The organism is Desertibaculum subflavum (genome assembly GCA_003576705.1).
Classification (GTDB): domain Bacteria; phylum Pseudomonadota; class Alphaproteobacteria; order Ferrovibrionales; family Ferrovibrionaceae; genus Desertibaculum; species Desertibaculum subflavum.
On record QOZS01000066.1, the window covers coordinates 1 to 26,452 of the forward strand.

The following is a 26,452-nucleotide window of genomic DNA, read 5'->3' on the forward strand; positions in this document are numbered from 1 at the left end:
AGCTCGCCATCGTCGCCTGCATGCGAAAGATCGTCGTCCATCTCAACGCAATCCTCGCCAGGCACTACCAAAATGCCCATGCCAAACCTTGACACTCAAACACAGTCGCTCTCCCCCCGCGTTGCGGCTATCGGAATCACACTTACGCCGCGCGGCTGACGGCGATCAGCTTGGCGACCTGTTCCACCAGGGCGGCGATCTCGATCGGCTTGGCGAGGAAGGCGCTGGCGCCGGCCGCGACCGCTGACGCCTCGTCGACGCCGATGCCGAAGCCGCTGCAGAGAACACAGGGCAGATCGGGCTGCAGCACGGCGAGCCGCTCGATCAGCTGGATGCCGTTCATGCCGGGCATCGTGTAGTCGGTGATGACGAGGTCCCAGACGGTCGGGTCGTCGCCGACGACGTCGAGCGCCGCGGCCGGGTCGTTCACGACGGCGGTCTCGTAGCCGGCACGGCCGAGCGCGATCGCCACCATGTCGCCGAAATCCTCGTCGTCGTCCACCACCAGGATGCGGCCGCGGCCGCTGGCCGTCATGCGGGACGCCACATCGAGCGACAGCACCTCGCCGGCCGCCGCGGCGGGGAGCAGCACCTCGAACGTCGTGCCCTCCTCGGCGCGGCTGTGCACGACGATCGCACCGTGATGGGCGAGCACGATGCCGTGCACCACCGGCAGGCCGAGGCCGGTGCCCTTGCCCTTGGTCTTGGTGGTGAAGAACGGGTCGAAGATGCGCTCCAAGTTCTGGCGCGAGATGCCGTGGCCATGGTCGGTCACCCGGATCACCGCCGCGGCGCCCGGCCTGAGATGGCCGACGGTGCAGCGCAGCCGGCCATCGGGGAGCGCACTCACCTCGATATCGGGCTCGGCCTCCGGCCGGTCGACGGCCGGGAGCGGCGCCGCGGCCAGGTCGGCGGCGACCTGGATCGTGCCGGGCCTGCCTTCCAGCGCATCGGCAGCGTTCAGCATCAGGTTCATGACCACCTGGGTGAGCTGTGCCGGATCGGCGTCGATGGCGATCTCCGGATCGTGCGTCTGGATCTCGACATGCACGCCGGGCGGCAGGGCGGGGCGCAGGATCTCCACCGTCTCCACCAGATGACTGCCGAGCGCGATGCGCTGGCGCCGCGGCTCCGGCGGGCGGGAGAAGGCCAGCACCTCGCGCACGATGCTCTTGGCGCGGTCGCTGGCAGCCAGGATGCGCTCGGCGAAGGCATGGGTGCGGCCGCCGGGCTCGGAATCCTCGGCGATGAAGCCAGCAAAGCCGACGATGGCCCCCAGCAGGTTGTTGAAATCGTGCGCGATGCCGCCGGCGAGCCGGCCGAGCGCCTCCATCTTCTCGGCTCGCCTGAGGCGCCGTTCCAGGATCTCGGTCTCGCGCCGCTGCGTCTTCTCGTCGGTGACGTCGTCGAGCACGGTGACGACGGTGCCGTCGGCCAGCGCCACGCTGTCGAAGGCGATGTCGGCATTCGCCCCCTCGCCGCGGGCCAAGGCGAGCTCGCCCGCCCAATGGCCCCGATGCGCGGGTGACATGCCGTGGCCGGTCCGCTGCAGCAGCGCGAGCGCGCTGCCGCTCGGCTCCACCAGGGCGCGCGCGGCGCGGTTGGCGTAGAGGACGCGGCCGCTCGCCTCCTCGACGACGATGCCTTCGCGCGCCATGTCGAGCGCGGCCAGCACGCGGTGCAGCTCCGCCTCGCGGGCGACGATCGCCTGTTGCATGCGCCGGCGCCCGGTGATGTCGATGGCGAGGGTCGCCACGCCGGAGGGCGAATTGCCGCCTTCGAAGACCGGAAACTTCACGATATGCGTCGCCGCCGTCCGCCCGGGATCGCGCAGGTCCGGCGTCTCGGTCTCGGTCGAGACCGTCTCGCCGGTCTCGATCACCTGCCGGTCCCCCTCGCGCCAGCCCTCGTAGACCGCCGGCACTTTCAGCTGCGCCGTCAGCTCGTCCGGCGTCCTGCCGAGCAGCCGCCTGGCGCCGAGGCCCAGCATCGCCTCGTAGGCGCGGTTGACGATCAGAAAGCGCCCCTCGCGGTCGCGCAGGCTGAAACCGAACGGCAGATTGTCGACCACCGCGCGGAACCTCGCCTCGCTGGCCTGGATCGCCCGCTCGCGCGCCTCGCGCTCGCGCGCGTGGCTCCAGCTCTCGGTGACGTCCTGCACGATGACGCCGTAGGAGGCGGGGCCCGCCTCCGTCGCCGCGACGCGGAAGCGGGTCAGCGAAATCGCCAGATCGCGCGCGGGATCGGTCGGATCCGGCCCGACATGCTGGGAGAAATGCGGCATCGGCACGCCATCGAGATTGCCGAGCACCGCGGTATCCCACAGCCGGGTATCGGGCAACAGCGCGCGCAGCTCGGCCGCCGTGCGGCCCACGATGCTCTCGACGGGCAGACCGAGGATGCGGCCGAAGGCGGGGTTGGCGATCGCGATGCGGGGACCTCCGGCACTGAGCAGAAAGCCGACCGGCAGGTTGTCGATGACGGCGCGCAGCAGCGCCTCGCTCTTGCGCCGCTCTTCCGCCGCCTTGCGGCTTTCGGTGATGTCGAGCGCCACCGAGCCCACCGCCACGATCTGATCGTCGGCGCCGCGGATCGGGAAGCGGGTCACCAGGAAGGTCGAGAGCGCCCCGCCGCGACGGTGGTCCGGGCGGGCGATCTCGGCCGAGAAGGTCTGGCCGGTCTGGATCACGGTCGCATCGCCGTCGATCGCCGTCTTGACCACGTCGGCGCCGCCCATGGCATCGACGAAATCGAGCATCGACCGGCCGATCGCCTCGCGCGTGGAGATGCCGCCGATGGCGTCGTAGGTGGGGTTGGTGACCAGAAAGCGGCCCGCCAGGTCGCGTACGCAGAAGCTGAGCGGCATATGCTCGATCACCGAGCGGAAGCGCGACTCGCTCGCCCTGAGCTCGCGCTCGATCCGCTTCAGCTCGTTGATGTCGGTGCCGACGGAGCCGACGGCAACGATCTTTCCGGCCGCGTCACGGATCGGAAAGCGGGTCACCAGGAAGCGGGATTTCTGGCCGCCGATGCGCGCATCCGACCGGTCCATCTCGTGCACATAGGCCTGATTGGTCTCGACCACGCGGCGGTCGAACTCGTCGAACCGCGTCAGCGTGCCGGGCGGCAGGCCCTGCAGCTCGTCCAGCCGGCGGCCGATCATCTCCTCGGCGCTGCGGCCGGCGATCGCCTCGTAGGCGGGATTGGCCAGGATGTGGCGGCCTTCGAGGTCGCGTGCGGTGAAGGCGAGCGGCATGTGCTCCATGACGGCGCGGAACCGCGCCTCGCTCTCGCGCAGGCGCGTGTCGGCGATGCGCCGATCCGTGATGTCGAGCGCGACCGAACCGACGGCGACAATCTCGCCGGCGGCGTCGCGGATCGGAAATCGGCTGACCAGGAAGATGCCCGGCCCGTCCGGGGTCGGGCGTTCCGGACGAATGTATTCCTCGGTCACAGTTTCGCCGGTGGCGAGCACCCGCGCATCCGCCGCCAGCGAACGCTCGACGACGTCGCGGTTGCCGATCCGCCCCACCGCCTCGGTCAAGGTGTGGCCGATCAGGTCGCCGGCCGCGATGCCGTTCAGGCTCTCGTAGGCGCGGTTGACGAACACGAAGCGGCCGTCCCGGTCGCGCGCGCCGATCGCCGTCGGCATGTGGTCGATCACGTCGCGGAAGCGCGCCTCGCTCTCGCGCAGGCGGCGGTCGGCGATCTGTCGTTCGAGCTCGGCAGCGGCGCGCGGCGCCACCACCTTCAGCACGGTCTCGATGGTGGCGATGTCGGTGAAGCCATGCCGGCTGATGACGGCCAGCACGCCGAGCGGCTGTCCTTCCGTGCCGCCGAGGCCGATGCCGGCATAGCCTTCGGCCCCGAAGGCGGCGAGACCCGGATCGCGCACGAAGAGCGAACGCACGTCGCGCAGAAAGACCAGCGGCTCCTGGCTGTCGAGGCAATCCGAGACGGTGCCGTCGAGCGCGTATTCGCGGTTCTCCGCGATGGCGCCGTCGGCCCAGACGGCGAGCGTGCGGACGGCAGACGCCGGGCCGCCCCGCTCGATACGGGCGACGAACACCGCATCGGCATTCAGCGTGGCCCCCAGGCTGCCGACCAGGGCGCGGAAATACTCGATGCCGATCCGGTTGGCGGCATCGCCCGCGAACACGTCCATGATGGCGCCGACCGCGATTTCGGTGGTGGCGTCGCGGCCGGTACCGCGGAATCCGATCAGGCGGCCGGCCGGGTCGTGCATCGGATCGGCGTTGATCAGCAGCACGATCGGCCGGCCATCCACCATGTGCGCCGGATGGCGGAAGCCGCGCACCGGACGGCCGGCTTCCAGCGCGCGGCAGAACTCGGCCCAGACCTTCTCGCCGGAGCGGTGCGCCGCCCAGGGCGTATCCCAGCGCATGCCGATCAGGCGCCGCGCATCCGCCCCGGTGATCTGCCCGAAGCGGTCGGACAAGTAGGTGTAGCGAAACTGGGCGTCGATCTCCCAGATCCAGTCCGATGCCGTGCCGATCAGACTTTCGAGCCTGGAGCGGGCCGCGATGAGTTCGCCGGCGAGCCGGTCGGAAGCCGCCCGCCGCCGGTGCAGCACCGCGATGATGACGAGAATGGCGATCGCCATCGAACCCAGCGTCGCCAGGACGACGCCGAACCTGAACTGCTCGGCGAACGGCGTGCGGAACAGAACCGCGAAGGAGCCGACCGACCAGATGAGATGAGCGACCGCGGCAATGAGGCAGGCCGGCGAGCGGTCCTGCCGCGCCACCGCGGCAAAGGCGACGGCGGCGACCAGCATTGCGCCGCCGACCGCCACCGCGATCGGGGTCGCCCGCAACTCGACCGGCAGCTCCGCCCAGCGGGCATAGGCGATCCACAGCACCTCGAGCAGAGACGCGGCGACCAGCCAGCTTACGCGCACCCGGCGCCCGGCCAGCGCAAGGGCGGCCAGCATGGTGCAGCCGACGAACAGCAGGGACAGGCCGGGCACGAACCACGGGCCGTAGAAATCCGGTGGCGCCACGAAATGCATGGCATGGCGCGCGGCATAGGCGAGGTGCGAGCCGGCCCAGAAGGGCAGCGACAGCTCGCGCCCTTCCAGGCGGTGCAGCGACAGGAAGATCACCGCGAAGAGCAGCGAGAAGGTGACGCCGGTAAAGTGGACTGTCGTCAGGTCGATCGCCAACGCTCGCCCCAATTCTGCCCCGACATTCCGCGCCGCCGGTCATGCCAAGGCCGTCGCGGAGACGTATATCACCGGAAATCCCGCCGGAGACCAGGGGGGGACCGGGCTCCCGCGGCCTGCCGCGCCGCGGCGGGCGCGCCTTCGCAGGTGCCATATACCTTTGGCCCTAACCCATCCGTGCGGCTGGCGGCGGCCGGCCCGGCCGGCTATGCCGCCGCATGGCAAATGAGCCGCCCCTCATCCTCGTCGTCGACGACGATCCGGATTTCGCCGATTTCCTGCGTAGCCTGCTGGACCGCAACGGTTTCCGGGCCAGCTCCGCGGGCACGGCGCGGGCCGCGCTGCGGGCTCTCGGCGAAGGCCGGGTGGATCTGGTGATCACCGACGTGGTGATGCCGGACATGGACGGGATCGAATTCCTGCGCTCGCTCCCGCCGGCGGCGCGCGGATTGCCCGTCATCGCCATCACCGGCTCGCCGCTCAACGCGCATGGCACGCTGTCGCGCGTGATGCATGCGCTCGGCGCCACCCAGGTGCTGCCGAAGCCGCTGCCGAATGCCGAGCTTCTGGCGGCCATCCGCAATGCGCTCGCTACCGCGCCGCGCCGAGTTGGACTCAACCAAACGACCTAGACCCTCTGGCCGGCTGGCCGGTTGCATTCCGTTGCGGTATCTCTCTCGCTTATGCATTCAGAACCCCGCAACATTCTCCTGGTGGTGGACGATCCGGCCTTCGCCGATTTCGCCCGCCCACTGCTGCGCGACCAGGGCTGCAGCATCACGCATGTTGCGACCGCCGCGAAGGCGCTGTACCTCGTCGACCAGCTGCGCTTCGACCTGGTGATCACCAGCCTGATCGCGCCCGAGCTCGACGTCGTCGACTTCCTGAATGCACTGGCGGAACGGATCGCCGGCACGCCGATGATCGCGATCGACGGCTCCGCGCGCACCGTCCGCAACATCGTGGCGCAGGCACCCTCGACCTTGCGCGGCTCCGGAGTCGTGATGTCGAGCCCGGTCAAGGCCGACGACCTGATCAACACCGCGTCGGTTCTGATGGCGAGCTTCGACCCGAACAGCGTCGGCGCGACGCAGCAGCCGATCACCTATCACTGAGCTTTTCTACCCGGCTTCGGGTGGGGCGACGGGGCAGGCCCGGGCACGGACGAAGGTCCGGCCCGGGCCGCATCCTTTCCGGGGCTATGCCGAGCGGCGCCTGGCCGTCGCAGCGGCATCCACCTTTCCGTCATCGGTGACCACCACGCCAAACGCCGTCTCCGCCGACAGGCGGGTGATGATGCCGTCGAGCACGTCGTCCAGCACGCGCTGCGGATCGCGCTTCAGCGGATCGCCATAGCCGCCGCCGGCCGGGCCGACGCAGATGAAGCGGTCGCCCGACCGGGTCGCGGTATGCGCCACCTTGGACGGCAGCGCGACCCGCGTGCCGGCCGCCTTGGCGAGCGTCAGCGCCGCCGGCTGGCCCTCGCCGCCGCCATCGAAGCCCCAGGGGCGGAAGCCCTGGCCGTCGCCTTCCACCGAGGCGCCGCCTGGCTCAAGGAACACGAATTCGCGGACGCTGCCGAGGCCGCCGCGGAACTCGCCGGCGCCGACCACGTCCTCGCGCAGCTCGTAGCGCTCGACGCGGAGCGGCAGATGCGTCTCGATATCCTCGATCGGGTTGTTGCGCGTGTTGGCGTAGAGCGTGTCGACCGCGTCCATGCCGTCCTTGCCATAGCGGCCGCCATACGACCCTTCGAAGATCTCCATATGCACCCAATGGGTGCCGCCGCGGAGCCCTGAGAAGGCGATCACCTTCAGGTTGCCGATGCCGGCGGAGACCTGGTGCGGCACCGCCTGGGCCAGCGCCTTCATGACGGTGTCGGCGAGCTGGTTGCCCGGGGTGAAGCGGGCGATGGTCGGTGCCGGGAAGGTCGGGTTGGCGAGGCAGCCCAAGGGCGCGGTGATGGTGATCGGGCGCAGCAGGCCGGCATTGACCGGGATATGGCCGTGCACCGCGGTGTCGAGCAAGATCGAGCGAACGGTGAGCCAGACGGCGATGTCGACCGTGCCCTCGAACGGCATGTTGATCGGCCGGTCGGAAACCTGCGGCGCCGTGCCGGTGAGATCGACCAGCATCTCGTCGCCCTTGACGGTCACGGTGGCGACGATCGGCAGCGCCTTCTTCGCGGGATCGTCGCTGTCGAGGAAGCCGTCGAAGAACGTCGTCGCCGTGTAGGTGCCGTCCGGCACCGCCGCGATGGCCTGCCGCATCAGCCGCTCGGCATGGTCCATCAGCGCGGCGCATCCGGCCTGAAAGGTGCCGAGACCGTAGCGGCCGATCAGCGCCTCCAGCCGCTCGGCGCCGATGCGGCTGGCGGCGATCTGCGCCTCCATATCGCCGACCACGAGGTCCGCGGCGCGCAGGTTGTCGCGCAGAATGTGCCAGACCATCTCGTTGCGCTTGCCCTGGTCGTAGACCTTGATCGCCTTGAATTGCAGGCCCTCGGCATAAGCGTCGATCGCATCGACGATGCCGCAGGAGCCGGGCGACAGCGCGCCGATATCGAGATGATGCGCCGTGGTGGCGGCGAAACCGACCAGCGCGCCGCCGACGAAGACCGGCACCACGAAGGCGATGTCGGGCCCGTGGCTCGCGCCGGAATAGGGATCGTTGTGCATGATCACATCGCCGGGGCGGATCTCCTCGCCGCGCGCCGCCATGATCTTCCGGATGCCGCGCACATAGCCCGGAATCGGGCCCGATTGCAGCGGCGTCGACTGCGCCGATTCCGCGAGGCCCCTGCCCTCCGCATCGACCAGCGCGGCGCCGAAATCCTCCGACTCGCGGATGATCGAGGAATACGACATGCGCATCAGCTTGTAGCCCATCTCGACCGCGATGTTCTCCAGCGCGCCCTGGATGACGCTGGCGGTGATCGGGTCGATCGAGGGGCGGTTGGCGGCGTGGACGTTCATGACGCGCCTCCGATACGGATGAAGAGGTTGCCGGTCTTCTCGGCGACGAAGCTGCAGCCGGGCGGCACCACGGTGGTCGAATCTTCCTGCAGGATGATGGCAGGGCCGGGAATGGCCTGATCGAGCGGCAGCAGGTCGCGTTCGTAGAACGGCGTGTCGAAGGCATCCAGCGTGCCCTTGACGCGGAACAGGCAGCGACCCTGGCGCACGACGGCCTTGTCGAGAGCGCCGCCGACTTTTGGCGCAGGCTTGCCGATTTTCGGGCCGCTTGCCACGCCCGTCACGCGGATGTTGACGATCTCGATCGCGCTGCCCGGGAAGACATGGCCGTACTCGGCCTCGTGCGCGGCGTGGAACAGGGCGAACACGCCCTTGATCGCCGCCTCGTCGAGCCTGGCGCGCGGGAAGCCGACCCGCAGCTCGTAGCCCTGGCCGACATAGCGAAGATCGCCGGCGCGGTGGAAAGTGACGGCCTCGGCCGCGACGCCGTCGGCGGCGAAGCGGCCGGCGAGCTCCTCCTCCATCAGCGCGAAATCGCGGTCGAGCCGGGCGAGGTCAAAGACCTCGCTCGACTGGAACTCGGTGCGGATGGCGTCGTATTTCAGGTCCGCGGTGATCAGCCCGACCGCCGAGGTGATGCCGGGATGCGGCGGCACCAGCACCTCGCGCACGCCGAGCTCGACCGCGACCTCGGCCGCGTGCAGCGGCCCGGCGCCGCCGAAGGCGACCAGGGTGAAGTCGCGCGGGTCGATACCCTTCTGCACGGTGCGCGAGCGCACCGCGTTCGCCATGTTGGCGTTGAGGATGGCGATCACGCCTTCCGCCGCCTCTTCCAGGCTGAGCTGCAGCTTGTCGGCCAGGCCGGCGATCACGCCCCGCGCGGCGGCGGCGTCGAGCTGCATGCCGCCGCCGAGGAAATGCTCCGGGTCGAGCCGGCCGAGCACGACATTGGCGTCGGTCACCGTCGGCACGGTGCCGCCGCGCGCATAGGCCGCCGGGCCCGGCACCGCGCCGGCGCTCTTCGGCCCGACGCGGAAGGCGCCGGCCGGATCGACATAGGCGATCGAGCCGCCGCCGGCGCCGATGGTGTGGATGTCGATCATCGGCGCCATGACAGGATAGCCGGCGATCCAGGTGTCGCGCGCCGTCGCCTCGCCATAGGCGCCGTTGCGGACGATGCCGATATCGGCCGAGGTGCCGCCGACATCGAAGGTGATCAGGTTGCGCCGGTCCGACAGCGCGCCGCACCAGTCGCCGCCGATCACCCCGGCGGCCGGGCCGGAGAGCAAGGTCATCACCGGCCGCTCGGCCACCATCGCCGCGGTGGCGACGCCGCCATTGGAGGCCATGACGCGGAGCGCCGCCCTCATGCCGCGCGCCTTGATGTCGGCCTCCAGGCCGCTGACATAGTTGCGCACCTTGGGGCCGACGAAGGCGTTGATCGCCGTGGTGGTGAAGCGCTCGAACTCGCGGAACTGGGGCGATACGGAAGCCGAGGTGGTGACGAAGCAGCCGGGATATTCCGCCTCGATGATCGCCTTGGCGCGGTCCTCATGCGCCGGGTCGAGATAGGCGAACAGGAAGCAGACCGCGATCGCCTCGACGCCGGCGGCCTTGAGTTCGCGCGCCGCCTCGCGCACGGCGTCCTCGTCGAGCGGGACCAGCACCTCGCCGCGCGGCGGCACCAGCCGCTCCTTCACCGTCTTGCGGAAGCGCCGCCTGATCAGCGGCCGGTCCTGCCAGGGGATCTCCTGGATGATCGAATAATGCTCGGGGCGCTGGTGCCGGCCGATATGCAGGATGTCGCGGTAGCCGGCGGTGGTGACCATGCCGGTGGTGGCGCCCTTGTATTCCAGCACCGCGTTGGTGGCGATGGTGGTGCCATGGAACACGAAGTCGATCTCGCCTTCCGGGAGGCCCACGCGCTTGCACAGGCCGGCGATGCCCTCCACCACGCCGCGCGCCGGGTTGTCCGGCGTGGTCGGCACCTTGTGGATCGCCGTGCGGCCGGCCGCGATATCGGCGAAGACCAGGTCGGTGAAGGTGCCGCCGACATCGACCCCGATCACCTTCATGACACGATCCCTCCGTTGTGGTTCGCCCGGGCGGTGCAAGCGGCATGCCGCCAATCCCCTCTCCGCTCCCACCCCATCGTCATGGCCGGGCTTGTCCCGGCCATCCACGCCGAAGGGCGGCGCTGCGGAGGGCCGTGGATGCCCGGGACAAGCCCGGGCATGACGAAAGATGGGAAAGCGGGACTGCGGGAAGCCCGCAAACTGGGCATCTGCCGCTTGTCTCGCCAGCAGCAATGCGGGCAAGCTCCGGTCGGGGAGGATGACCATGGCCGAGACGCAATCCCAGACCGCCGCCGAGGCGCTGCTCACTCGGCTCAAGACCAACGGCATCGACTATCTGTTCGCCAATGGCGGCACCGATTTCGCGCCGGTGATCGAGGGGCTGGCGCGCGCGTCGGTGAACGGCGCCGCGATGCCCGAGGCGCTGCCGATCCCGCACGAAACCGCCGCAATCGCCATGGCGCATGGGCTGCACCTCGTTACCGGCAAGCCGCAGGCGGTGATGGTGCACACCAATGTCGGCCTTGCCAATGCGGTGATGGGTCTGATCAACGCCGCCGCCGACAATATACCGCTGATCGTCATGTCCGGCCGCACCCCGGTGACCGAGCAGGGCCGCACCGGCAGCCGCAACGCGGCGATCCATTGGGGCCAGGAGATGCGCGACCAGGCCGCCATGGTGCGCGAATGCACCAAATGGGATTACGAGCTGCGCTTCCCCGAGCAGGCGGCCGAATTGGTGGACCGTGCCGTTGCCATCGCGACCAGCGCGCCGACCGGCCCGGTCTATATGAGCCTGCCGCGCGAGGTGTTGTGCCAGCCGGCGCCCGCGGCGCCGCCGGGACTCACGCAGCGGCCGGCGCTGCCCGCTCTGCCGGAAGCGGCGGCGCTGGCGGAAGCTGCGGCGCTGCTCGCCAAGGCGGAGCGCCCCTTGATCATCGCGCAGCGGAGCGGCGATACGCCGGCCGGCTTCGCCGCGCTGGTGGAGCTGGCCGAGGCGCTGGGCGCGCCGGTGGTCGAGCATTGGCCGGTGCGCAACTCGATGCCGACCGAACATGCGCTGCATGCCGGCTTCGACCCGCATCCGCTGCTGGCCGAGGCGGACGCGGTGCTGGTGGTCGATGCGCTGGTGCCCTGGATGCCGGACAAGGCTTCGCCGCCGCCAGGCGCCCGCGTGATCCAGATCGGGCCGGACCCCTTGTTCAGCCGGTTTCCGGTGCGCGGGTATCGCGCCGATCTCGCGCTGGCCGGTGACACCACCGCGATCCTGGCCGCACTGGCCGCGGCACTGGAAGGGCGCGTGAAAGATGCCGACAAGCGACGCGCGGCGGCGGCGGGCCGGAACCAGTCGCGTCGCGCGCAGGCCACCGAGCGCGCCAGGGCCGGCGCCAGCGCGCCGATGACCAATGCCTGGGTCAGCCATTGCGTCTCCGAGGCGCTGAAGCGCGACGGCATCGTGTTCAGCGAGCTCGGCGTCAATCCGGGATCGATGGCGATCGACCGGCCAGGCCAGTATTTCGCGCATGCGCTGTCGGGCGGGCTCGGCTGGGGCCTGCCGGCGGCGCTCGGCGCCCAGCTCGCCGACCGCGACCGGCTGGTGGTGGCGAGCATCGGCGACGGGTCGTACCAGTTCGCCAATCCAATCTCCTGCCACCAGGTGGCCGAGGCCCAGAACCTGCCGGTGCTGACCATCGTGTTCAACAACGGCATCTGGAACGCGGTGCGCCGCTCCACGCTCGCGATCTACGGCGACGGCCATGCCGCGCGCGCCAACCGCATGCCGGTGACCTCGCTCGCGCCCTCGCCCGACTACGCGAAGATCGTGGAGGCCAGCCGCGGCTTCGGTCAGCGGGTCGAGCGCGGCGAAGATCTGCCGAAGGCGCTCGACCGCGCGATCGACGTGATCAGGAACGAGAAGCGGCAGGCGCTGCTCGATGTCAGCGTAGCGGTCGAGGGGTAGCGCTACATCTCGTCATGCCGAGCTTTTCCCCGCCGTGACGCTTCAGCTCAATCCTCGCCGGGCTGCATCACCGGTTCGGCGGCGATCACGTGGCGTGCGCGGGCCATCAGGGTGTAGACGGTCGGCACGACGAACAGCGTGAGCAGCGTTCCGAAGCTCATGCCGCCGACGATGACCCAGCCGATCTGCTGCCGGCTCTCGGCGCCGGCGCCGGCGGCGATGGCGAGCGGGACGGCGCCCAGCACCATGGCACCGGTGGTCATCAGGATCGGTCGCAGCCGGATCACGGCGGCCTCCATCACCGCGGTGAACACGTCCTCGCCGAGGTTGTCGCGCCGCTGGTTGGCGAAATCGACGATCAGGATGCCGTGCTTGGTGATCAGGCCGATCAGCGTGACCAGGCCGATCTGGCTGTAGATGTTGAGCGTGCAGCCGGCAAAGTGCAGCGCCGCGAAGGCGCCGGCCATGGAGAGCGGCACCGACACCATGATCACCAGCGGATCGATGAAGCTCTCGAACTGCGCCGACAGCACGAGGTAGATGAACAGGGCCGCCAGGATGAAGACCAGGACGATGCTGGCGCCGCTCGACTTGAACTCGCGCGACATGCCGTCGAAGTCGAGCTGGAAATCGGAAGGCAGAACCTCGCGCGCGGTCTGCTCCAGGTAGTCCAGAACCTCGCCCTGCGAGTAGCCTGGGCCCAGATTGGCCGCGATGGTGACGGCGCGCAGCTGGTTGAAGCGGTTCAGCTCCTTCGGCGCCACCGTCTCGGCGGCGGTCACCAGGTTGGAGAGCTGCACCATGTCGCCGCCGCGGGTGCGCACATAGACCTGCGACAGGTCGTTGGGCGTCTGCCGGTCGCCCGGCGCGACCTGGACGATGACATCGTACTGCTTGCCGTTCATGTTGAAGCGGGTCACTTGGCGCCCGCCGAACAGCGTCTCGAGGGTGCGGCCGATGCTTTCGACGGAAAGGCCGAGATCGGCGATCTTGTCGCGGTCCATCTGGACGTCGATCTGCGGCTTGTTCAGGCGGAGATCGGTGTCGATCGCGGTCAGGCCGGGATAGTCGCGCACCCGCTCGATCACGCGCTGGACATAGGTCTCCATTTCCTTGAAGGGCCGGGAGCTCATCACCACGAGCTGGATCGGCCGCGAGCGGATGCTCTGGCCGAGCGAGGCCGGGTTGTTCACATAGGCGCGCACGCCGGCGATCTTGTTGATCTCGGGCCGGATCAGCTCCGCCAGTTCCTGCTGCTTGCGGTCCCGCTCGTCCCAGTGCTTGAGGCGCAGGAAGGAAATCATGTCGGCGACGGTCGGCACGCCCGCCACCGCATAGGTCGAGCCGACTTCCGGCAGCGACATGCCGATCGGCTCGAACAGGCGGGCGTAGCGGCTGGAGAAGTCGATCGTCGATCCCTCGGGCGCCGAGCCGACCACGAACAGGATGCCGCGATCCTCGACCGGCGACAGCTCGGACTTGAGCTTGGTGAATACGAAGGCGCCGCCGGCAATGGTGCCGACCAGCAGCAGGATGACGATGAAGCGAGCGCGCAGCGCGAAGCCCAGTGCCTTGCGATAGCCGCTGGCGAGGCCGTCGAAGCCGCGTTCCAGCACCCGATAGACGAAGCCGTGCGATTCATGCGCCTTGAGCAGGCGCGAGCACATCATCGGCGTCAGGGTCAGCGCGATGAAGCCGGAGATCAGCACGGCACCGGCCAGGCTCAGCGCAAACTCGATGAACAGCCGGCCGGTGCGGCCCGGCGTGAAAGCGACCGGCGCATAGACCGCGACCAGAGTCAAGGTCATGGCGATGACCGCGAAGACGATCTCGCCGGTGCCGCGGATGGCGCCGCGGAAGGGATCTGCCCCCTCCTCGATATGCCGGTGCACGTTCTCCATCACCACGATGGCATCGTCGACCACCAAGCCGATCGCCAGCACCATGGCGAGGAGCGTCAGCGTGTTCACGGTGAAGCCGAGCGCATACATGATGGCGCAGGTGCCGATCAGCGAGACCGGGATGGTCACCACCGGAATCAGGGTGGCGCGGATCGAACGCAGGAAGATCAGGATCACCGCGACGACCAGCACCAGCGCTTCGACGATGGTGCGGAACACCGATTTGATGGATTCGTTGATGAAGACCGAGGTGTCGTAGGCGACGTCGATCTGCATGCCGTCCGGCAGGCGCTGGCGCAGCTCCGGCAGCAGCTCGCGCACGGCGGAGGACACTTCCAGCGGGTTCGCCGTCGACTGCTTGACGATGCCGAGCGTCACGGCGGTGCGGCCGTTATAGCGCGTCGTCCGCCGCACCTCGACGGCGCCGATCTCGGCCCGGCCGATATCGCCGAGCCGCACCAGGAAGCCGCCGGTCTGCTTGACGACGATGCGCTCGAACTGGTCGGGCGTCGACAGCCCGGTGCGCGACAGGATGGTGAACTCGCGGTCGACGCTCTCGATCCGGCCCGACGGGATCTCGACATTTTGCTGGCGCAGCGCCGCCTCGACGTCCTGGACGGTGAGGCTGTAGGCGGCGAGGCGTGCGCGGTCGATCCAGACACGCATCGAATAGCGCCGCTCGCCGTAGATATAGATGCCGGAGACGCCGGGCAGGTTCTGCAGCTCGGGCTTCACATAGCGGTCGGCATAGTCGGAGACCTCGAGTGCCGTGTGCTTCGAGCTGGTGAAGGGCAGGAAGATGATCGCCTGCGCATCGGCCTCGACCTTGGCGATGGTCGGCTCGTCGATCTCGTCCGGCAGCTGGCGGCGCACGCGCGAGACGCGGTCGCGCACGTCGCTCGCCGCCACGTCCGGATCGACGCCCAGGCGGAAGCGCACGGTGATGTTGCTCTGCTCCGGCCGGCTCTTCGAGCTCAGCACCTCGATGCCTTCGATGCCGGCGATCGAGTCTTCCAGGATCTGCGTCACCTGGCTCTCGATGATCTCGGGGCTGGCACCGCGATAGGTGGTCTGCACCGAGACAACGGGTTCGTCGATATTCGGATATTCGCGCACGGCGAGGCGCTGGAAGCAGACCGCACCGATCAGGACGAGAATCAGGCTCAGCACCGTCGCGAAGACGGGGCGGCGGATGCAGATCTCGTAGATGCCCATGCGGCCGCTCAGTCGCGCGCCGTGGCGGCAGTGGTCGGACGTATGTCGACCACGGCGCCGTCGTAGAGCTTGAGCTGGCCGGCGATCACCACCGTGTCGCCCGGGCTCAGGCCGTCGCGGACCTCCACCTCGCCGGTACGGCGCTCGCCCGTCAGCACCTTCACGAAGGCAGCCGCGCCATCCTCGACCCGGTAGACGTATCGATCGCTGCCCTGCGGCACCAGCGCGGTTTCCGGCACCAGCATAGCATTCGGCCGCTGGTCGATGGTCAGCCGCACGCGGGCGAACAGGCCGGGGCGCAGCGCCCCGTCAGGATTGGGAATGCGGGCACGCAGGCTGACCGCGCGTCCTTCGACGTCGACCAGGGGATCGATCGCATAGACCTCGCCGGTGAAGGACTTGCCGGGGAAGGCATCCACCGTCACCGCCACCTTCTGGCCGACACTGAGCGCCGGCAGGAACAGCTCGGGCACCCGGAAATCCACCTTCAGCGGATCGATGCTTTCCAGGTTCACGATGCGGTCGCCGACCGCCAGGTAGCGGCCGATGGTGACGTTGGAAAGCCCGACCACGCCGTCGAACGGCGCCACGATCGTGGTCTTCTGCAGCCGCGCGCGGGCGAGCTCCAGCATGGTCTGGGCGTTGCTGTAGGCAGCCACCGCCTCGTCGCGCGAGCGCGCGGTGCCGATGCCCTGCTTGGCGAGCGTGTCGGCACGACGGTAGTTGATCTCGGCAAGCTCGAGCGTCGTCTTCGCCTGCTCGGCTTCGGCCGCCAGGATGGAACGATCGAGCTCGATCAGCACGGTGCCGGCCTTGACCCGGTCACCTTCCTTGAAGCCGACCTTGACCACCTTGCCGGCGATCTCCGGCTGGATGGTGACGGATTGATTGGCCTGCAACGTGCCGAGCGCGGAGACGCTGGTCGAGACCGGGCCAACCTTGACCTTGGCCACCTCGACGGCGATCCGCTCGACCCGTTTCGGCGGGCCGGATTTCGGCGTGGTCGCCGCACCACTCTGCCGGCCGACAAGCTCGCGCAATGCGTCGATATCGATCCGGTCGGACCAGACGACGCCCGCCCCCACCACCAGGGCGAGGCCAGCGAGCAGGACGATGGAACGTGTGCGCATCGGAGGCCGCGATTTCTGAACGAATCCGGTTAACCAGTCCACCCTGCCCTGATCGGCGGACCGGACGGTTCGCGAAAAGGTGACGACAGACCGCGCCGCCCGGCGCCGGGCCCATCTTAGTCACAGACTGTGCCAGAACGTGAGGGCGTCAAGACAAACAGCGGCGAGGGCCGGCACCTTAACGCTTTACGGTGCCGGCCCTCGATTCCTGCGCGCCGGCGTCAGGCGGCCGCCTTGCGTTTCCCCTGGAAGGTAAGTTCGCCGCCTTCCACAGTGACCTGGACCGTCCCGCCCTCCTGGATGTCGCCGGCCAGCAGCTTCTGGGCCAGTGGGTTCTGCAGGCTGCGCTGGATCACCCGCTTGAGCGGCCGAGCGCCATAGACCGGGTCGTAGCCGGCATTGGCGAGCCAGGCGCGTGCCTGCGCATCGAGCGCGATGCTCACTTTGCGGTCGGCCAGCAGCTGTTCCAGGCGCTTCAGCTGAATCTCCACGATGCCGTCCATATGCGCCCGGTCGAGCCGGTGGAATAGGATCACCTCGTCCAAACGGTTGAGAAATTCCGGCCGGAAGGCGTGGCGGACAACTTCCATGACCTGCGGGCGCACCGCCTCCACGTCTTGGCCGTCCGGCACGCTGGCCAGGATGTCGCTGCCCAGGTTGGAGGTCAGGATGATCAGGGTGTTGCGGAAATCGACCGTGCGGCCCTGGCCGTCGGTCAGTCGGCCGTCGTCCAGCACCTGTAGCAGGACGTTGAACACGTCCGGATGCGCCTTCTCCACCTCGTCGAACAGCACGACCTGGTAGGGCCGCCGCCGCACCGCCTCGGTCAGGGAGCCGCCCTCGTCATAGCCGACATAGCCGGGCGGCGCGCCGATCAGCCGGCTGACCGAATGCTTCTCCATGTATTCCGACATGTCGACGCGGACCATCGCCTGGTCGTCGTCGAACAGAAAGGCGGCCAAGGCCTTGGTCAGCTCGGTCTTGCCGACGCCTGTGGGGCCGAGGAACAGGAACGAGCCGATCGGGCGGTTCGGGTCCTGCAGGCCGGCGCGGGCGCGGCGGACGGCATTCGAGACGGCGGCAATCGCCTCCTCCTGGCCGATCACCCGGCCGCCGATCACCTTCTCCATGCGGAGCAGCTTGTCGCGCTCGCCCTCCAGCATCTTGTCGACCGGCACGCCGGTCCAGCGCGATACCACGCCGGCCACGTCGGCTTCCGTCACCGCCTCGCGCAGCATCGGCTTCGAGCCGGTGCCCTCGGCCGCCTTCAGCTTCTTCTCCAGATCCGGGATCACGCCATAGGCGAGCTCGCCGGCGCGGGCGAGATCGCCCTTGCGCTGTGCCTGCTCCAGCTCGATCCGGGCATGGTCGAGCTGCTCCTTCACCTTCTGGGTGCCGGAGAGCGCGTCCTTCTCCGCCCGCCACTTGGTGGTCAACTCGGCCGATTGCTGCTCCAGATCCGACAGTTCCTTTTCCAACCGGACCAGGCGGTCCTTGGAGGCCTTGTCCTGCTCCTTCTTCAGGGCCTCGCGCTCGATCTTCAGCTGGATGATGCGGCGGTCGAGCTCGTCGATCGCCTCGGGCTTGCTGTCGACCTCCATCTTCAGGCGGCTCGCCGCCTCGTCGACCAGGTCGATCGCCTTGTCGGGCAGGAAGCGGTCGGTGATGTAGCGGTTGGACAAGGTCGCCGCCGAAACCAGCGCGCCGTCGGTGATGCGGATGCCGTGGTGCAGCTCGTACTTCTCCTTGAGGCCCCGCAGGATGGAGATGGTGTCCTCCACCGTGGGCTGGCTGACGAAGACCGGCTGGAAGCGCCGCGCCAGCGCCGCGTCCTTCTCCACGTGCTTACGGTACTCGTCGAGCGTCGTCGCACCGACGCAATGCAGCTCGCCGCGCGCCAGCGCCGGCTTCAGCAGGTTGGACGCGTCCATCGCGCCGTCGGCCTTGCCGGCGCCGACCAGGGTGTGCATCTCGTCGATGAACAGGATGATCTCGCCCTCGCCCGACTGCACCTCGGAGAGCACGGATTTGAGCCGCTCCTCGAACTCGCCGCGATATTTCGCGCCGGCGATCAGGCTGCCCAGGTCGAGCGCGAGCACGCGCTTTTCCTTCAGGCTTTCCGGCACGTCGCCCTTGACGATGCGCTGGGCCAGACCCTCGACGATGGCGGTCTTGCCGACGCCGGGCTCGCCGATCAGCACGGGGTTGTTTTTGGTCCGGCGCGACAGGACCTGGATGGTGCGGCGGATCTCCTCGTCGCGACCGATGACCGGATCGAGCTTGCCGTCGCGCGCCGCCTGGGTCAGGTCGCGGGCATATTTCTTCAGCGCCTCGTAGCCGGCCTCGGCATCCGGGCTGTCGGCCTTGCGGCCCTTGCGCAGATCGTTGATCGCGGCATTGAGCGTGTCGGGGGCGACGCCGGCATCCTTGAGGATCTCGGCCGACGGCACGCCCTTTTCCAGCGCCAGCGCGAGCAGCAGGCGCTCGACCGTGACGTAGCCGTCGCCGGCCTTCTGGGCGATCTTCAACGCGTTGTCGAGGAAGCGGGCGGTCTCCGGCGCCATGAAGACCTGGCCGGCGCCCGAGCCTTCGACCTTCGGCATCTTGGCGAGTGCGGCCTCGACCGCCTTCAGCGCCTGGTCCGGCCGGCCGCCGGTCTTGCGGATCAGGCCGGCGCAGAGCCCTTCGGCATCGTCGAGCAGGACCTTGAGGAAATGCTCGGGCGTCAGCCGCTGATGCCCGGAGCGCAGCGCAAGCCCTTGGGCGGACTGGACGAAGCCCCGCGCGCGCTCGGTGAATTTGTCGAACTCCATGGATCGCCTCCAACCGGACAGCCGGCGGGCTCGCGTCCCTTCAAGAGGCAACGCCCCCGCCCCTCGAATATGGGTGGCGGCCCAACCCACACAAGGCCCGATGTCAAATTTCTGGCCGGAAACAGCCGGATTCGGTCGGCTGAATTCGGCGCCGGCCTAGGTCATACTCACAGACCTATTTACGAAGGGCGTATCCGGCAATGGCACATAAAGGTCTCAAGTTCGGCATCTTCCTGGCGCCGTTCCACTGGGTGGGCGAGAACCCGACGCTCGCGATCGGGCGCGACATGGAGCTGGTCGAGTGGCTCGACCATCTCGGCTACGACGAGGCCTGGATCGGCGAGCACCATTCGGCCGGCTGGGAGACCATTGCCTCGCCGGAGATCTTCATCGGCGCGGCGGCGGAGCGGACCCGGCATATCCGGCTCGGCTCCGGCGTGACCAGCCTGCCCTATCACCACCCGCTGATGGTGGCGAACCGCTTCGTCCAGCTCGACCACATGACCCGCGGGCGCACCATGCTGGGCGTCGGGCCGGGAGCGCTGCCCTCGGACGCCTACATGATGGGGATCGAGCCGGTCGACCAGCGCCGGCGCATGGACGAATCGCTGGAGGCGATCATCAGCCTGCTGCGTGGGGCCGAGCCGGTGACGATGAAGACCGACTGGTTCGAGATGCGCCAGGCCCGCCTGCACCTCGCGCCCTATACCGATCCGCATTTCACCATCGCCGTCGCCTCGACCTTGACCCCGGCCGGCATGATCGCCGCCGGCAAACACGGCCTCGGCGTGCTGTCGCTCGGCGCCGGCATTCCCGGCGGGCCGGAGGCGATGGCCGGACAGTGGAAGATCTACGAGGAGACGGCGGCCAAGAACGGCATCACGCCCGACCGCCGCGAATGGCGCATCGTCGTCAACCTGCATGTCGCGGACGATGACGAGGAGGCGCTCCGCCAGGTCCATGCCGGCGAGCGGCGCGAGACGGTGACCTATTTCGAGGACACGCTGGGGCGCCCGCCCGGCCGCTCCGACGATCCGCTGCGCGACGGGGTCAAGCTCGGCTCGACCCTGGTCGGCTCGGTCGAGACGGTGACGCGCGGCATCGAGCGGCTGCTCGGCTATTCCAAGGGCGGCTTCGGCGGGGTGATGTTCCGCGCCAACGAATGGGCGACCCGCGAGCAGATCATGAAGAGCTACGAGCTGTTCGCGCGCTATGTCATGCCGCGCTTCCAGGGCTCGCTCGACACCATCGTCGCCTCGCGCGAATGGGCCAAGTCGAACCGCAAGACCATCTTCGGGCCGAACGTGGCGGCGATCCAGAAGGCCTATACCGATGCCGGCCGCGAGGTGCCGCCCGAATTCACCCAGCGCACGCCGGGCGCGCGCGACGTGGGGCCGGCGGCGACGGGCGAGTGAAACCGGTCGCCGCGAGACGCCCTCGTCCTTCGAGGCGCCTGCTTTGCAGGCTTCTCAGGATGAGGGCGAATGCGCGGTTTCTTCAGTCGGCTCCCTCATCCTGAGGAGCGCGTCGAAGACGAGCGTCTCGAAGGACGAGGTAGCCGCTGCACATCAGACCAGCTTCCGCCGTGCGATGCCGAGACCCGCGAGGGCGAGGCCGAACAGCACGAGGCTGGCCGGCTCCGGCACCGGGTAGATCTGGTCGCGCACCGCCTTGTTGACGTCGGGGTGATTGCCGAAGATGCCGTCGACGTCGAGGTCGTAGACCGTCTGGTACTGCGACGGGTTGTTGGTCAGCGTGTAGGCGTGCACGGTGAGGCCGGCATCGTGGGCATTGTCGACGCAGGCCTGGCTCAGCCCCCCGGCGCTGGTGCCGATGCCGTCGGCATATTGCGCGATCGCCTGCGCCTGGGCCGGCGTGTTGGTGCAGCCGGTGAGGAAGATCGCCGGCAGGTTGGTGTTGGCGTTCAGGTACTGGATGATGCTCTGGTCGAACGACTGCAGGTAGACGTTCTTCAGGTGGCCATCGAAGAAGTCGCCGTACTTCGCATCGTCGAGCGCCGCCAGCAAGGCCTGGGCGATGGCGAGGTTGTAGGCGGGATTGCCGCCGATCGTCTTCACTTCCGGGTAGATGCCGACGACGTCGCCGGTCGACTGATAGATGCCGTAGACATAGTCGAGCACCTCGGAGAAGCCCGCCACCTTGTAGTCGTAGGCGGGATCGAAATAGGTGTCGACGGTCTGGTAGCCGTTGGAAGTGCGCGAGCGCGCGGTCAGCGACTTGACCTCGGCATAGGTCAGCTGGTCGACGTTGTAGGCGGTGCCCATCACCTTGGCCGCGATGGCGGGATTGGTCGCGGCGACCGCCTGCACGTTGGTGGTGGTGTTGAGCGAGCGATCGTGCCGCGCCACCAGCACGCCGTCGGCGGTGAGGAACAGGTCGGGCTCGATGAAATCGGCGCCCATCTGCACCGCGAGCTTGTAGGCTTCCATCGTGTGTTCCGGCAGATAGCCGCTGGCGCCGCGATGGGCGATGACGATCGGCCGCTCGCCGTTCAAGGTGCCGGCGCTCGCGCTGCCGGGCAGCGCGGCGGCGAGCAAAGCCACCAGGATCGCGGCCGCGCTGGCGGCCGACGCGTGCACTCTGGACTTCATTTTCGTTTTCCCCTTGTCCTTGAGACGGAGTCGCGACGGCAACCGCGTCGCGCCGGCGCAAGGTCGGCTACTCGGATAACGGGACGGTGAATTCGCGATGAAGCTTTCGCGACCCGACGCCGTGTGCTTTTGTCGACAGGCCGCTACAGGTTGGGGAGGAAGAGTTGAGCGACAAGGCCATTCTGATCGCCGGCGGCGGCATCGGCGGGCTCGCTGCCGCTCTGGGCCTGGCGCGCAAGGGATTCCGAGTTGCGGTGCTGGAGCGCGCCGCCGAGCTCGGCGAGATCGGCGCCGGCATCCAGATCGGGCCGAATGCGTTTCATGCCTTCGACTATCTCGGTATCGGCGACGAGGCACGCGCCAAGGCCGTCTATATCGACCACCTCGTGCTGATGGACGCGCTGAAGGACGAGCGCATCTGCGCCATCCCGCTGGACGAGCCGTTCCGCCAGCGCTTCCGCAATCCTTATGCGGTGGTGCACCGCGCCGACCTGCATGGCGTGCTGCTCGAGGCCTGCCGGGCGAGCCCGCTGATCGAGCTGCGCACCAGCGCCGCGGTCGAGCGCTATGACCAGGACGGATCCGGCGTCACGGCGACGCTCGGCAGCGGCGAGCGGGTGACCGGCGCGGCGCTGATCGGCGCCGACGGCCTGTGGTCCAACATCCGCCGCCAGGTGATCGGCGACGGGAGCCCCCGCGTCTCCGGTCACACGACCTACCGCTCGGTCATCCCGACCGAGCGGATGCCGGAGGACCTGCGCTGGAACGCGGCGACGCTCTGGGCCGGGCCGAAATGCCACATCGTCCACTACCCGCTGAAGGGCTGGCAGGTGTTCAACCTCGTCGTCACCTACCACAACGACGCGCCCGAGCCGGTGGCTGGCCAGCCGGTCGACAAGGCGGAGGTGGCGCGCGGCTTCGGACATATCGCCGAGCGGCCGCGCCGCATCATCGAACATGGCGAGAACTGGAAGCTGTGGGTGCTGTGCGACCGCGACCCGAACCAGAAGTGGATCGACGGCCGCGTCGCGCTGCTCGGCGACGCGGCGCATCCGATGCTGCAATACATGGCGCAGGGCGCCTGCATGGCGATGGAAGATGCGGTCTGCCTCGCCGACAAGCTGGACAAGGCGGGCGGCGATTTCGCCCGCGCGCTGCCGGCTTACGCGCTGGAACGCTTCATCCGCACCGGGCGCGTGCAGCTCTATTCGCGCCTGATGGGCGACTACATCTATCACCCCGATGCCGGCACGGCGGCTTTGCGCAACGCCGCGCTCGGCGCGATGAGCCCCAGCGATTTCTACGACCGCCTGCAATGGCTCTACGGCGGGACCGGGCTGGGGGCGACGGCCTAGACCAAGATCGTCATGGCCGGGCTTGACCCGGCCATCCACGCCTCAGGGCAGTGCAGCGGATAGCCGTCGATGCCCGGGTCAAGCCCGGGCACGACGAGCGGGCAAGATCCTGCGATTGATCGCGTCTGACGTTTGCGCCTACTTCCGCGCATCCAAGAGCCGCCGCGCGATGACCATCCGGTGCACCTCGCTCGGGCCTTCGTAGACGCGCATCGTCCGCACCTTCTGGGCCATCAGCTGCAGCGGCATCTCCTTGGTCACGCCCATGGCGCCGAAGGCCTGCATGGCATGGTCGATCACCTCGGTTGCCATCTCGGTGCCGAACACCTTGATCATCGACGCCTCGGTGCGGACATCGCCGCCGGCATCCTGCTTCGCCGCCGCGTCCATAACCATCAGCCGGCAGGCATGAATCTTGGTCGCGGCCTCGGCGATCCACCACTGGATCGCCTGACGGTCGGAGAGCTTCGCGCCGAAGGTCACGCGCTGCTTGGCGTGGTCCATCATCATGTCGAGCGCGCGGCGCGACATGCCGATGCACCAGGCGCCCATCTGCAGCCGGCGCACGGTGAGGCGAAGCTGCATCGGCGCGAAGCCGTTGCCGAGCTTGCCCAGGACCTGCGCCTCCGGCACGCGGCAATCCTCCAGCACCAGCTCGTAGGTGCGCTGGCCGCCCAGCATCGGGATCTCGCGCGCCACGGTGAAGCCCTTGGTGCCGCGGTCGATGATGAAGGCGGTGATGCCGTCCTGGCGCTTCCCCTCGCCGGTGCGCGCCATCAGGATGGTGAAATCCGATTGCGGCACGCGGCTCACCCAGATCTTGCGGCCGTTGATCACCCAGTCGCCGCCATCCTTCACCGCGCGGGTGATCATGCCGGCCGGGTCGCCGCCGGCGCCGGGTTCGGAGATTGCGATCGCCGAGGTCATCTCGCCGCGGGCGTAGGGATCCAGATAGCGCTTGCGCTGGTCCGGATTGGCCACCGCCAGCAGCATGTGCAGGTTCGGCGAATCCGGCGGGAAGGTAAAGGGCACGCAGGTGCGGCCGATCTCCTCGTTGACGCCCATCAGCGCCACCGCCGGCAGATTGGCGCCGCCAAGCTCCTCCGGCACGTCGAGGCCCCAGAGGCCGAGCGCCTTGCACTTCTCGAGCAGCGGCGCCTCTTCCTCGTCGGTCAGGCCGGTCTTGCCGCCCTTGGTCTCGCGCGCGAGCACGGCGGTCTCCAGCGGCATCAGCTCGTTCTCGACGAACTTCCCGACCATGTCCTTCAGCATGCGGTGTTCTTCGGAAAGCTCGACCATGATTGTCTCCTCCCACAGAGCGGTAATCCGGCTATCGTGGGGCAGACTTAATCGTTCTCATGCAGGGCCGTCCATGCGGCTTTGCATCACAAACGTGATCCGGACAAAGTCGAAATCAGGGGAGTCCAGGAATGGCGTTCGATTTCAAGGGCAAGCGCGTGGTGGTGGCGGGCGGCAGCCGGGGCATCGGGCGGTCGATCGCGCTCGGCTTCGCCGCCGCCGGCGCCGGCGTGTCGATCTGCGCGCGCGACTCGAAGGCGCTGGAGGCGACGCGGGCGGAAATCGGCAAGCATGGCAACAAGGCGCATGCGGCGACCTGCGACCTCGCCGACGGGCCGGCGGTGAAGCGCTATGTCGAGGCGGCGGCGGAGGCGCTCGGCGGCATCGACGTGCTGGTCAACAACGCCTCCGGCTTCGGCTCCACCGACGACGAGGCCGGCTGGGCGGCGAGCCTTTCGGTCGACGTGATGGCGACGGTGCGCGCCTCGCACGCGGCGCAGCCATTCCTGGAGAAAGCTGGCCTGGAGAAGGCGGGCGGCGGATCGATCATCAACATCTCGTCGATCTCGGGCCTGCAGCCCTCGGTACGCACGCCGCCCTATGGCGCGGTCAAGGCGGCGGTGATCCACTACACGGTGACGCAGGCGGCGGCGCTGGCCCGCAAGGGCATCCGCGTCAACTGCATCGCTCCGGGCTCCATCGAGTTCCCCGGTGGGTCGTGGGAGCAGAGGAAGACCTCGGCGCCGGAGCTCTACAACCGCATCCTGAAGAGCATTCCGTTTGGCCGCCTGGGCCGGCCGGAGGAGGTGGCGAACACGGTGCTGTTTCTCTGCTCGCCGCTCGGCGGCTGGATCACCGGCCAGACCATCGCCGTCGATGGCGGCCAGATGCTCGGGGCTTGAGCCAGAAATCAAGGAAGGGAAGAAACGCATGACCAGGAGCTTCAAGGATATCGGCGTCGACGTTGCGAACCTCGTCGGCACCATCGAGATCCGGCGGCCGCCGCACAATTATTTCGACAATGCGCTGATCAACCAGATCGCCGACGCGCTGGAGGATCTCGACCGCGACGCGGCATGCCGGGCGGTGGTGCTGTGCGCCGACGGCAAGTCGTTCTGCGCCGGCGCCGATTTCGCCAACCGGCCGTCCACCGGCGCGAACGAGGAGGGCGGCAGCAAGCACCTCTACAAGGAGGCGACCCGTCTGTTCCGGACGAAGAAGCCGATCGTCGCCGCCGTGCAGGGCGCCGCGATCGGCGGCGGGCTCGGCCTCGCCATGATGGCCGACTTCCGCGTCACCTGCCCGGAAGCGCGGTTCAGCGCCAACTTCACCCGGCTCGGCTTCCATCCGGGTTTCGGGCTGACCCACACTTTGCCGCGCGCGGTGGGCGAACAGAAGGCGGCGCTGCTGTTCTATACCGGCAGGCGCGTGCCGGGCGAAGAAGCGGTCAAGATCGGCATGGCCGACCTGCTGGTGCCGCTCGACCAGATCCGCAAGGCGGCGACCGACCTCGCCATCGAGATCGCGCAATCGGCGCCGCTCGGCGTGATGTCGACCCGCGAGACCATGCGCCGCGGTATGGCGGATGCCGTGGAAGCCGCGACCGAGCGCGAGCTGGTGGAGCAGGACTGGCTCCGCCGCACCGCGGACTTCAAGGAAGGCGTAAAGGCGACCGCCGAACGGCGGCTGCCGAATTTCCAGGGGCGGTAACGCTCGCCGAAAGCCCCCTCTGCCCTCAGGGCGGAGGGGGTTTGGGGGAGGTGGGCCATCCGTAGAACTCGCGACGCGTGTCGCGCGCATTCCGGAGAGCGCAACCTCCCCACCTCACCCAACCCTTGTATCTGGATCTGTGTTCGACGGATCCGGAAAAGGTGATGAGATGTCGGATCGGCGGCAGGCCTGCCGCCGATCCGACAAACGCGGGTCGGTGAC

15 protein-coding genes are annotated in these 26,452 nt (G+C 68.6%); 7 read left to right on the forward strand and 8 right to left on the reverse strand.

All coding sequences use genetic code 11. From position 1 onward, the window contains the following. Positions 1 to 142 precede the first annotated feature (142 nt). Entirely contained in the window at positions 143 to 5,185 is a 5,043-nt protein-coding gene (locus DT074_RS24310) for a PAS domain S-box protein (protein WP_119422460.1), read from the reverse strand. Between the two features lie 218 nt (positions 5,186 to 5,403). Here DT074_RS24310 and DT074_RS24315 point away from each other — a divergent pair, with 218 nt between their 5' ends. Beyond that, on the forward strand, positions 5,404 to 5,817 hold the full coding sequence (locus tag DT074_RS24315) for a response regulator (protein WP_119422461.1): 414 nt from the start codon (positions 5,404 to 5,406) through the stop codon (positions 5,815 to 5,817). 51 nt (positions 5,818 to 5,868) lie between these two features. Beyond that, positions 5,869 to 6,300 (forward strand): response regulator, encoded by a 432-nt coding sequence (locus tag DT074_RS24320; RefSeq protein WP_119422462.1) that lies wholly within the window; start codon positions 5,869 to 5,871, stop codon positions 6,298 to 6,300. 84 nt (positions 6,301 to 6,384) lie between these two features. On the opposite strand, the gene DT074_RS24325 is transcribed toward DT074_RS24320, so the two are convergent. Both DT074_RS24325 and DT074_RS24330 read right to left on the reverse strand, forming a co-directional pair. Next, entirely contained in the window at positions 6,385 to 8,160 is a 1,776-nt protein-coding gene (locus DT074_RS24325) for a hydantoinase B/oxoprolinase family protein (RefSeq protein WP_119422463.1), read from the reverse strand. Next, complete coding sequence (locus DT074_RS24330) at positions 8,157 to 10,235, reverse strand: hydantoinase/oxoprolinase family protein (protein WP_119422464.1); 2,079 nt, start codon at positions 10,233 to 10,235, stop codon at positions 8,157 to 8,159. The genes DT074_RS24325 and DT074_RS24330 overlap by 4 nt, the downstream gene beginning before the upstream one ends. 265 nt (positions 10,236 to 10,500) lie before the next feature. Here DT074_RS24330 and DT074_RS24335 point away from each other — a divergent pair, with 265 nt between their 5' ends. Further along, positions 10,501 to 12,195: a thiamine pyrophosphate-requiring protein gene (locus tag DT074_RS24335; RefSeq protein ID WP_119422473.1), complete on the forward strand. Its 1,695-nt coding sequence runs from the start codon at positions 10,501 to 10,503 to the stop codon at positions 12,193 to 12,195. A 47-nt stretch (positions 12,196 to 12,242) separates the two neighbouring features. On the opposite strand, the gene DT074_RS24340 is transcribed toward DT074_RS24335, so the two are convergent. From DT074_RS24340 to clpB, 3 genes are all read right to left on the reverse strand, one after another. After that, a complete protein-coding gene (locus DT074_RS24340) occupies positions 12,243 to 15,311 on the reverse strand; it encodes an efflux RND transporter permease subunit (RefSeq protein WP_119422465.1) in 3,069 nt (1,022 codons plus the stop codon). A gap of 8 nt (positions 15,312 to 15,319) precedes the next feature. Next, entirely contained in the window at positions 15,320 to 16,441 is a 1,122-nt protein-coding gene (locus tag DT074_RS24345) for an efflux RND transporter periplasmic adaptor subunit (RefSeq protein WP_119422466.1), read from the reverse strand. A 221-nt stretch (positions 16,442 to 16,662) separates the two neighbouring features. Then, positions 16,663 to 19,254 (reverse strand): ATP-dependent chaperone ClpB, encoded by a 2,592-nt coding sequence (clpB, locus tag DT074_RS24350; protein ID WP_119422467.1) that lies wholly within the window; start codon positions 19,252 to 19,254, stop codon positions 16,663 to 16,665. Between the two features lie 200 nt (positions 19,255 to 19,454). On the opposite strand from clpB, the gene DT074_RS24355 reads away from it, so the two are divergent. Beyond that, the gene (locus DT074_RS24355) at positions 19,455 to 20,669 is read left to right on the forward strand and encodes an LLM class flavin-dependent oxidoreductase (protein ID WP_119422468.1); all 1,215 of its coding nucleotides are present in this window, start codon (positions 19,455 to 19,457) and stop codon (positions 20,667 to 20,669) included. 153 nt (positions 20,670 to 20,822) lie between these two features. Here DT074_RS24355 and DT074_RS24360 read toward each other — a convergent pair whose 3' ends face one another. After that, the gene (locus DT074_RS24360) at positions 20,823 to 21,866 is read right to left on the reverse strand and encodes a glycerophosphodiester phosphodiesterase family protein (protein WP_119422474.1); all 1,044 of its coding nucleotides are present in this window, start codon (positions 21,864 to 21,866) and stop codon (positions 20,823 to 20,825) included. A 164-nt stretch (positions 21,867 to 22,030) separates the two neighbouring features. Here DT074_RS24360 and DT074_RS24365 point away from each other — a divergent pair, with 164 nt between their 5' ends. Continuing rightward, a complete protein-coding gene (locus DT074_RS24365) occupies positions 22,031 to 23,221 on the forward strand; it encodes a 3-hydroxybenzoate 6-monooxygenase (RefSeq protein WP_119422469.1) in 1,191 nt (396 codons plus the stop codon). Between the two features lie 138 nt (positions 23,222 to 23,359). On the opposite strand, the gene DT074_RS24370 is transcribed toward DT074_RS24365, so the two are convergent. Further along, positions 23,360 to 24,523 carry an acyl-CoA dehydrogenase family protein gene (locus DT074_RS24370; protein ID WP_119422470.1) on the reverse strand — a complete coding sequence of 388 codons (1,164 nt, stop codon included), beginning with the start codon at positions 24,521 to 24,523 and terminating at the stop codon, positions 23,360 to 23,362. A gap of 128 nt (positions 24,524 to 24,651) precedes the next feature. Here DT074_RS24370 and DT074_RS24375 point away from each other — a divergent pair, with 128 nt between their 5' ends. Beyond that, positions 24,652 to 25,422, forward strand: a complete 771-nt coding sequence (locus tag DT074_RS24375) for an SDR family NAD(P)-dependent oxidoreductase (protein WP_119422471.1) — start codon at positions 24,652 to 24,654, stop codon at positions 25,420 to 25,422. 28 nt (positions 25,423 to 25,450) lie between these two features. Beyond that, entirely contained in the window at positions 25,451 to 26,230 is a 780-nt protein-coding gene (locus DT074_RS24380) for an enoyl-CoA hydratase/isomerase family protein (RefSeq protein WP_119422472.1), read from the forward strand. Positions 26,231 to 26,452: the final 222 nt, after the last annotated feature.

Coding starts and splice junctions, on each gene's coding strand:
- DT074_RS24360 (WP_119422474.1), bottom strand. CDS start 21,866: ATGAAGTCCAGAGTGCACGCGTCGGCCGCCAGCGCGGCCGCGATCCTG.
- DT074_RS24340 (WP_119422465.1), bottom strand. CDS start 15,311: ATGGGCATCTACGAGATCTGCATCCGCCGCCCCGTCTTCGCGACGGTG.
- DT074_RS24330 (WP_119422464.1), bottom strand. CDS start 10,235: ATGAAGGTGATCGGGGTCGATGTCGGCGGCACCTTCACCGACCTGGTC.
- DT074_RS24380 (WP_119422472.1), top strand. CDS start 25,451: ATGACCAGGAGCTTCAAGGATATCGGCGTCGACGTTGCGAACCTCGTC.
- DT074_RS24375 (WP_119422471.1), top strand. CDS start 24,652: ATGGCGTTCGATTTCAAGGGCAAGCGCGTGGTGGTGGCGGGCGGCAGC.
- DT074_RS24325 (WP_119422463.1), bottom strand. CDS start 8,160: ATGAACGTCCACGCCGCCAACCGCCCCTCGATCGACCCGATCACCGCC.
- clpB (WP_119422467.1), bottom strand. CDS start 19,254: ATGGAGTTCGACAAATTCACCGAGCGCGCGCGGGGCTTCGTCCAGTCC.
- DT074_RS24335 (WP_119422473.1), top strand. CDS start 10,501: ATGGCCGAGACGCAATCCCAGACCGCCGCCGAGGCGCTGCTCACTCGG.
- DT074_RS24345 (WP_119422466.1), bottom strand. CDS start 16,441: ATGCGCACACGTTCCATCGTCCTGCTCGCTGGCCTCGCCCTGGTGGTG.
- DT074_RS24355 (WP_119422468.1), top strand. CDS start 19,455: ATGGCACATAAAGGTCTCAAGTTCGGCATCTTCCTGGCGCCGTTCCAC.
- DT074_RS24320 (WP_119422462.1), top strand. CDS start 5,869: ATGCATTCAGAACCCCGCAACATTCTCCTGGTGGTGGACGATCCGGCC.
- DT074_RS24315 (WP_119422461.1), top strand. CDS start 5,404: ATGGCAAATGAGCCGCCCCTCATCCTCGTCGTCGACGACGATCCGGAT.